The sequence below is a fragment of the Algoriphagus iocasae genome, assembly GCF_014206875.1.
Lineage (GTDB): Bacteria > Bacteroidota > Bacteroidia > Cytophagales > Cyclobacteriaceae > Algoriphagus > Algoriphagus iocasae.
The window spans coordinates 1,357,332-1,365,756 of record NZ_JACIJO010000003.1; the positions used below are offsets into that span (position 1 = coordinate 1,357,332).

The following is an 8,425-nucleotide window of genomic DNA, read 5'->3' on the forward strand; positions in this document are numbered from 1 at the left end:
TTTTCTTTTATCTAACTCTTAGGTTTTGACCGATCCTCAAAATACTTCTGGTAGAGATGCCATTCAGTCGGGTGAGTGTATTGACCGATACACCATATTTTCTTGCTATCGAACCTAAATTCTCACCTTTTCTCACTCTATGATAAGCAGCAGTTCTTGCTTTTACCACATGGGAAAAAGTATTCGGGGTGATTAAGAAATTGGGACCGATAATTTTTGCTTGGTCGAATTCGTAGACATTCTGTGGATCAAAAGGAAGACCTCTATACCTCAATTCATAATGTAAATGTGAGCCTGTACTTCTTCCTGTGCTACCTCCTTTTGCGATCAAATCACCTGCTTTGACTTCTTGGCCTACATCGACCAAAAACTTAGACAAATGTCCATATAGCGTTTCAAGACCATTTTTATGCCTGATCACCAAATAATAACCATAGCCATAGCGATCATAAGAACGTACTCTCACAATACCATCAAATCCACTGTAAACAGGATCTCCGGTATTTAAATCCAGGTCAGTTCCATAGTGCCACCTGCCCCACCTTGATCCAAAAGTCGAGGTAACGGGAGTTGTGGCCAGTGGCATTTTCCAATCATAACCAAAATAGGGATCGTACAAACGGATATTTACAGTATCTGTAAAGGTCTTCGGATCAAAATTGTAAATATCGATCTTCTTGCTATCCCAATTGGAATAGTACTCATAGGCTGTAATCCAAATACTATCAATTTGAATCTGTTCAGACACTTTTACCAACTGATTGGTTGGTGCCCAAATCATTACATTGGGATCCTCGCTGACAATAGATCTGACTTTGCCTAGATTGACATTATTTTCAAATATGATGGAATCAGTTACTGAAGAAAGCGTTCTAAGATATGACTCTTGGTCAAAAGATCTTAACTCAATATTTTTTCGTTCCTGAGTTCCGGTAGTATTCGTACTAGAATTATTTCTCTTAATAATCTTAGGAAAAACTTGAGCATTGGCTTCAAAGAAACCAATGCTCAATGTAATTCCTAAAATGATTTTTAGAATGGAAGACCTCATGAATTGGGTTTATGGATTCTCGATTTCGGCCAAATACCGCTCCGCATCCAAGGCAGCCATACATCCAGTTCCAGCTGCAGTAACAGCTTGTCTATACACATTATCCTGCGCGTCTCCACATGCGAAGACACCTTCAATGTTTGTTTTAGAACTTCCTGGAATTGTCTTTATATAGCCAGCATTATCCATGTGGATAAAATCCTTGAAAATCTCGGTATTTGGTTGGTGTCCAATAGCAACAAAGAAGCCAGAAATTGCCAATTCTGATTTTTCTCCTGTTTTATTGTTAAGAATTCTTACACCGGTTACTTCTTCTTCTCCCAAAACCTCATCAGTTTCTGAATTCCAAAGGACTTCGATCTTAGGATTATTCATTACACGTTTTTGCATGATTTGAGATGCCCTCATTTCGTCTTTTCTGACAATCATGTAAACTTTACTACAAATATTAGATAAATAAGTAGCTTCTTCACAGGCAGTATCCCCTGCTCCTACGATTGCAACTTCCTGGTTTCTAAAGAAAAACCCATCACAAACAGCACAAGCTGAAACTCCTTTTCCATTTAGTCTTGTTTCGCTTTCCAAACCAAGCCATTTCGCAGAAGCTCCAGTCGAAATAATAACGGTATCAGCATGGATAGTCACTTGCTCATCTACTGTTACCACTTTGGGGCTAACAGAAAAATCCACGTTGGTTACCAATCCATATCTTACTTGAGTACCAAATCGCTCTGCTTGTTTACGGAAATCTTCCATCATTTGTGGACCCATAACTCCATCCGGATATCCTGGGTAATTTTCCACATCATTCGTAATTGTAAGCTGACCTCCTGGCTGGCCACCAGTGTACAAAATTGGGGATAATCCTGCTCTAGAGGCATAAATCGCTGCAGTATAACCTGCCGGTCCGGATCCTACAATTAGCACCCTTACCTTTTCAATCTCTTGATTCATTAATAGCTTGTATTAAATCGGTTAAATTTTGTCAATTATGATGGGTAAACAATAGCACTACCTGTTAAAATTCCCTAAGAGGGTAAAGATTGATTTTTATTAAATCATCGGAATTTTACAGTAGACTGATTGAATAATGGATATTAAAAAAGGGGCTAAAAGCCCCTCCTTGATTTTTGACTTTTATCCCAAGTAGGGCTTCAATGTCTTACTTCTAGATGTATGTCTCAACCTTCTGATTGCTTTCTCTTTAATCTGCCTTACTCTTTCTCTGGTCAAATTGAATTTCTCTCCAATTTCTTCCAAAGTCATCGCATGCTCTCCGTTCAATCCAAAATAAAGAGTGATTACGTCAGCTTCTCTTTGAGTAAGAGTCGATAGGGCTCTTTGAACTTCCTTACGAAGGGAATCATTCATCAAACCATCATCTGGTTTTTCATCTCCGTCATTTTCCAATACATCCAAAAGGCTATTTTCTTCACCTTGAACGAATGGTGCATCCATAGATACGTGACGACCGGAGATTTTCATTGTATCCACCACTTCACTGGCAGTTACTTCAAGAACTTCTGCTAACTCTTCTGGAGATGGCTCTCTTTCGAACCTCTGCTCCAATTCGCTAAAAGTCTTGCTTATTTTATTTAAAGAACCGACTCTGTTCAATGGCAAACGAACAATTCTAGACTGCTCTGCCAATGCCTGAAGGATAGATTGTCTAATCCACCAAACTGCATAAGAAATAAACTTAAAACCTCTAGTTTCATCGAATCTCTGTGCAGCTTTGATCAAACCAAGGTTACCCTCATTGATCAAATCACCCAAGGAAAGACCTTGGTTTTGATATTGCTTTGCTACAGAAACGACAAATCTCAGGTTGGCTTTTGTTAACTTCTCCAATGCCAATTGGTCGCCTTCTCTGATTCTTTTGGCCAGAACTACCTCTTCGTCTGCTGTCAACAGGTCTACCTTACCGATCTCCTGAAGATATTTATCCAGTGACTGGCTTTCTCTGTTGGTAATCTGTTTGCTAATTTTTAGCTGCCTCATTCAGAATTATGATTTGTGAATTTTTATTTAATAAGATACTCTCAAAATAATCAATTACTCGATTAACCTTGTTCTTTTGGAGAAGGTTTTTCAGGTTTTGGCAATAAAGCCTTTCTAGAAAGCTTAAATTTCCCGGTCTTTTTATCGATATCGATTAATTTAACCATAATTTCTTCTCCTGGCTCTAAGACACCGTCCATGGTTTCTACTCTTTCCCATTTGATCTCCGAGATATGTAGTAAACCATCTTTACCCGGCATAAATTCCACAAATGCGCCAAAAGGTTGAATATTTTTCACTTTACCAGTGTATGTCTCTCCAATTTCAGGCTGTGCAACAATCGCTTTGATTCTGCTGATTGCTGCATCCATATTGGTTTGATTCGCTGAGAATACGCTGATTTTACCTTGATTGTCTACTTCTTCGATCACGATAGTAGTAGAAGTATCTTTCTGGATTTCCTGAATAACTTTTCCACCTGGACCGATAACAGCACCGATCAACTCCTTAGGAATCATCATCATAAATGATCTTGGAGTATGAGGCTTCAATTCTGGTTTCGGAGCAGCAAGAGTCTTAGTGATTTCATCCAAAATATGAAGTCTACCATCTTTTGCCTGAAGCAAAGCTTCTTTCAAAACAGAATAATCTAGACCTTCTACTTTCAAATCCATCTGACATGCTGTAATACCTTTTGCAGTACCAGTTACTTTGAAATCCATGTCACCTAAGTGATCTTCATCTCCCAAAATATCAGAGAGAATAGAATATTTACCGGTTTTTGCATCTGAGATCATCCCCATTGCAATACCTGTTACTGCTGATTTAATTGGAATACCTGCATCCATTAATGCCAATGAACCGGCACAAACGGTAGCCATAGAAGAAGAACCATTAGATTCTAAAATATCAGAAACGATACGAATAGTATATGGATTTTCTTCTGCAGGAGGAAGCACTTTTTTCAAAGCTCTCATGGCAAGGTTACCATGACCAACTTCTCTTCTTCCAGGACCTCTATTTGGTTTTACTTCACCAGTAGAGAATCCAGGGAAATTATAGTGTAGGTAGAATTTATTATAACCTGAGATTGTAGCTCCATCTACCATCATCTCATCCATTTTTGTACCCAGTGTACAAGTAGTCAAAGATTGAGTTTCACCTCTGGTAAATACAGCAGAACCATGAGCAGATGGCAGGTAGTCAACAACAGACCAAATAGGTCTTACTTCGTTAAGCTTTCTTCCATCCAATCTTTTCTTTTCGTCAAGAGTAAGATTTCTAGCCGCTTCTTTATGGATTTTGCTAAAGTAAGGTCCAATCAGACTTGCTTCAAAACCATGGTCTTCACCTAGACTTGCTACAAATTCTTCTTTAATCTCTTTTACCAAAGCAGAACGCTCAGTTTTGTTAGCAATCTGCTTGCTTACAGATGCATAAAGCTTATCATAAAGCTCAGCTTTCATCTTATCGAAAAGTGCTGGATCAGACTTTTCGTGATTGTATTCTCTTTTTACCTCTTTACCTACCATTTTGGTAAGTTCGATCTGTGCCTGGCAATGTCTCTTGATCTCTTCATGAGCAAATTGCATCGCTTCAAGCATTTCTTCTTCCTGAATCTCGTTAGCCTCTCCTTCTACCATCAAGATAAAATCAAGAGAACCAGCTACGATAAATTCTAAAGAAGCTTTTTCCAACTCAGTTGGAGTTGGATTGATTTTCAATACTCCATCGATTTTCGCAACGCGAACTTCAGAAATAGGACCATTGAAAGGAATATCAGATACTGCCAAAGCAGCAGAAGCAGCAAGTCCTGCCAATGCATCAGGAAGCACATCTTCATCGCCTGAAATTAAAGTAATGGCGATTTGAGTATCTGCATGGTAATCATCTGGAAAAATCGGACGAATCGCTCTATCAACGATACGGCTAATCAAAATTTCGTAATCAGAAAGTCTTCCTTCTCTTTTCAAAAATCCTCCTGGGATCTTTCCAGAAGAAGCAAATTTCTCTTGGTAATCAACGGACATAGGCAAAAAATCCACCCCTTCGCCTGCTTCTTTCTTGGATACAACGGTAGCCAAAAGCATAGCTTTTCCCATCTTCACTACAACAGCTCCATCAGCTTGTTTAGCCAATGCACCTGTCTCAATAATAATTTCTCTTCCATCTTCAAGTGTGATGGATTTGGTGATCAAGTTTGGTAACATAAATACGTGTTAGTATGAAAGCGTCAAAATATAAAAGTATATGAGTGATACCCCAAAAAAAGAAAAAGTAAGGTTCTCAACATAGAGAACCTTACAAAAGGGTTATTTTCTAATTCCTAAATCGGCAATGATAGCTCTGTATCGCTCGATTTCTTTCTTATGAAGATAGTCAAGTAGAGATCTTCTCTTACCTACTAACTTCAACAAACCAAGTCTAGAAGAGTGATCCTTCTTGTTTGACTTCAAATGCTCAGTCAAATGCTTGATTCTGTGTGTAAAGAGGGCAATCTGAGACTCAGGAGATCCTGTGTCAGTTTCAGATTTTAACCGTCCATGATTCTTAAACAACTCTTGTTTCTTCTCTGAATTTAAATACATGTTTAGCTAAATTTTTATAAAACAACCACAAAGGTAAGGCTAATATTCAAATAATAAAAGGTCAGGCCGATTTTGAGCGAAGAACTTTCAGCCTATTTTGGAGAGATTTCCATAAACCTTGGTAAAAATCAGGTTCAAATAATCTGGCATCTTTTCTAGCCTGTTTTAAGAAGAACAAGCCAAAGGGCAATAGACACAAATTAGAAAACCAAGTCCCAAATAATGGGTCTGCAATCCCTTCTTTCGCCCATTTTTCTCCCGAAATCGTCAGCATATAATAAATTATGAAGAAGATTATAGAAAGTAACACGGGCATTCCAAGACCACCTTTCTTGATAATCGCTCCTAAAGGTGCTCCAATCAAAAACATCACGAAACATGCAAATGCTTGAGTGTATTTCTGATACCAGGCTATTTCATACCTTCTATACTCCCTTTCATCAGTTTCAACTTGAGATTTTTTAATATCAAAAGAGTTCTTGAGGTTTCGGGCATTATTGGTGGCCATAGTCAAGGCATTAGACATATAACCTCTTTTATAGATAATGGAATCTATTCTGGCTTTTTCCTGAGCAGTTAAAGGAGCTGTTCGAGTAACTTTAACTTCTTCTTTAGGCTCAGAGATAGGCACGGAGGTTGAATCCTGATTTCCTTCATTCGTTTCAACAGAAGCAGAAACAACATCATCATTTCTCCTGATCCTCTTTTTCAGAAACAAAGAATCACTTTCTAAGGTCTTAGTAGAATTTGAAATATTCGCTTTAAGAACTGGTCTATCCTCAATCGTATCTTTTTGGTTATTCTCTATGACTTGTGCTCTTTGGATACTGTCCTGTCTTTCTTTTACCCTACCGAGAGAATCCGTAATAGCCCTCTCCTTCATCATTTTTATTTGACGAATAGAATCATCGTAAGCTCTACGCTCTTGAATTCGAGGCAAAGGATCTAAGCTCCGCTCTCTTGTAAAGAATGGAAAAATGGATTCTGCAGACTGATAGTTTTGGAAGATTTTGTCATTTACCAAAGTATTGATAGAGTCCAAACCTTCCTTGATTCCAGCTATATCTTTGATTGCCCTATTAGTAGACCATAGATCCTCAGGAGTTCTACTCATCTGAAATGCATCCAGATTAAAAATGATCACATTTTCATCAAATTTTGCCCGGGTAAACTCCACTGGCTTTTCGGAAATTCCCCTAGTGGATCTAGACTCTTTGTAATTAGTCCCATTATACAAAGTGAGCCTCATGTAATTATCATTGAAAAATGGCTCCATCCTTCCAGAATCTGCAAGTGTCACATTAAGGTTTCCTTGAACTCCATTGTGATTATAGATGATGATATCACGAAGTCTGACATCATCCAGTTTCTTATTTACTTTAATGCTATATCCAGGGATTCCATCATAAAAAACACCTTCCTTGATATCCAAGGCCGGTGATTTCATTCGGATATCATAAAGTAAACTGAAGGTTTTTAGATTGACTTTTGGTACAAGATGATTGTTAGATAAATAAGCTGCAAATGCCAAAACAATAACAAAAACCCCAATAGGTCTTAAAGCTCTGACTAGGGATATTCCACTACTCTTAATTGCTGTTAGCTCAAAGTGCTCTCCTAGGTTTCCAAAAGTCATCAAGCTGGAAAGAAGCACAGCCAAGGGTAATGCCATTGGAGAAATACTGATTACAAAATAGGAGATCAACTCCATGTAAATCCAAAAGCCCAGGCCTTTGCCGAAAATCTCATCGAAATACTTCAGCATGTTGACTGTCAACAATATGAAATCAACAACCAAAAATGTTAATAAAAATGGGCCTATAAAAGACCCTAGAATTAGCTTATCGAGTTTTTTCATGCACAACTTACTTCCAACCGGAATTACGTCCTTTTAGAAATGAAGTTCAAAAATGGTGAATTGTATTCACATTACCCACCAATAATTTCTTTGAGCGTACCAATAAGACCTTCCCAAATAGCAGTGAGTTCCTCGTCATCATAGCCATCAGAATAATCAATTACTTTCAAAAAAAGTGTTTGAGTTAATTCGTTTTCCTCAAGTTTAAATTCAATAAAAGAATTATCAGAGCTTTCTGGATTACTGGGATCATAAAACTCGAATTTCACATGGGAGTTTGTCCGGATTGAGGCGAGCTTGGCATAATGATCTTCGTTATCAAAATTGAAAATATAATTTTTATCCTCGTTTATTTTGACTTCATCTGCAAACCACTCCTCTAATCCACTCGCAGTACTCAAATATTGGAAAACAATTTTTTTAGAGGCATTGATTTGATAATCAGCAACAAATTTATTTTTGACCATGATATCTACTTTTTCTTTGCGAAAAATTCACTTTTTTAAAGAACTAGAACTTGCATTTCACAGTACAAGACCTCATATTTGCATTCCCATTCGCAAGGGAGGTTTTCAGGTTTAAATATTTTTTATTTAGACCTAGGAATTTTGGAGTTCCTCGGCGGTTTAATATAGCCATTAATTTCAAATTTCAATACCTGAAAAAGTTTATTAGGTATTTAAAAAACCTAAATATTGATATTAACCAATTTAAAAAATACCTGGCGAGGTAGCTCAGTTGGTTAGAGCGCAGGATTCATAACCCTGAGGTCACGGGTTCAACTCCCGTCCTCGCTACAAAGGCTTTCAGAAATGGAAGCCTTTTTCTTTTTAATCAAATAGAGCGCAGGATTCATATCCGCCGCGGCGGACACGGGTTCAACTCCTCCCGAAATCTTCGGGACTACAAAGGCTATCAGAAATAAGC

7 protein-coding genes and 1 tRNA gene are annotated in these 8,425 nt (G+C 37.9%); 1 reads left to right on the forward strand and 7 read right to left on the reverse strand.

Going from position 1 to position 8,425, the window contains the following annotated elements:
• Positions 1 to 7: 7 nt before the first annotated feature.
• From FHS59_RS19970 to FHS59_RS20000, 7 genes are all read right to left on the reverse strand, one after another.
• Complete coding sequence (locus tag FHS59_RS19970; protein WP_184497396.1) at positions 8 to 1,051, reverse strand: peptidoglycan DD-metalloendopeptidase family protein; 1,044 nt, start codon at positions 1,049 to 1,051, stop codon at positions 8 to 10.
• Positions 1,052 to 1,060: 9 nt separating this feature from the next.
• Entirely contained in the window at positions 1,061 to 2,005 is a 945-nt protein-coding gene (gene trxB, locus FHS59_RS19975; protein WP_184497398.1) for a thioredoxin-disulfide reductase, read from the reverse strand.
• 183 nt (positions 2,006 to 2,188) lie between these two features.
• Positions 2,189 to 3,052, reverse strand: a complete 864-nt coding sequence (locus FHS59_RS19980) for a sigma-70 family RNA polymerase sigma factor (RefSeq protein ID WP_074224021.1) — start codon at positions 3,050 to 3,052, stop codon at positions 2,189 to 2,191.
• A gap of 62 nt (positions 3,053 to 3,114) precedes the next feature.
• Positions 3,115 to 5,262 (reverse strand): polyribonucleotide nucleotidyltransferase, encoded by a 2,148-nt coding sequence (pnp, locus tag FHS59_RS19985; RefSeq protein WP_184497400.1) that lies wholly within the window; start codon positions 5,260 to 5,262, stop codon positions 3,115 to 3,117.
• Between the two features lie 102 nt (positions 5,263 to 5,364).
• Positions 5,365 to 5,640 carry a 30S ribosomal protein S15 gene (gene rpsO, locus FHS59_RS19990; protein WP_184497409.1) on the reverse strand — a complete coding sequence of 92 codons (276 nt, stop codon included), beginning with the start codon at positions 5,638 to 5,640 and terminating at the stop codon, positions 5,365 to 5,367.
• Between the two features lie 61 nt (positions 5,641 to 5,701).
• Positions 5,702 to 7,498 (reverse strand): LptF/LptG family permease, encoded by a 1,797-nt coding sequence (locus tag FHS59_RS19995; RefSeq protein ID WP_184497411.1) that lies wholly within the window; start codon positions 7,496 to 7,498, stop codon positions 5,702 to 5,704.
• A 71-nt stretch (positions 7,499 to 7,569) separates the two neighbouring features.
• Positions 7,570 to 7,965 carry an START-like domain-containing protein gene (locus FHS59_RS20000; RefSeq protein ID WP_184497413.1) on the reverse strand — a complete coding sequence of 132 codons (396 nt, stop codon included), beginning with the start codon at positions 7,963 to 7,965 and terminating at the stop codon, positions 7,570 to 7,572.
• Positions 7,966 to 8,221: 256 nt separating this feature from the next.
• On the opposite strand from FHS59_RS20000, the gene FHS59_RS20005 reads away from it, so the two are divergent.
• Positions 8,222 to 8,295: transfer RNA gene (locus FHS59_RS20005), tRNA-Met, on the forward strand.
• Positions 8,296 to 8,425 lie beyond the last annotated feature (130 nt).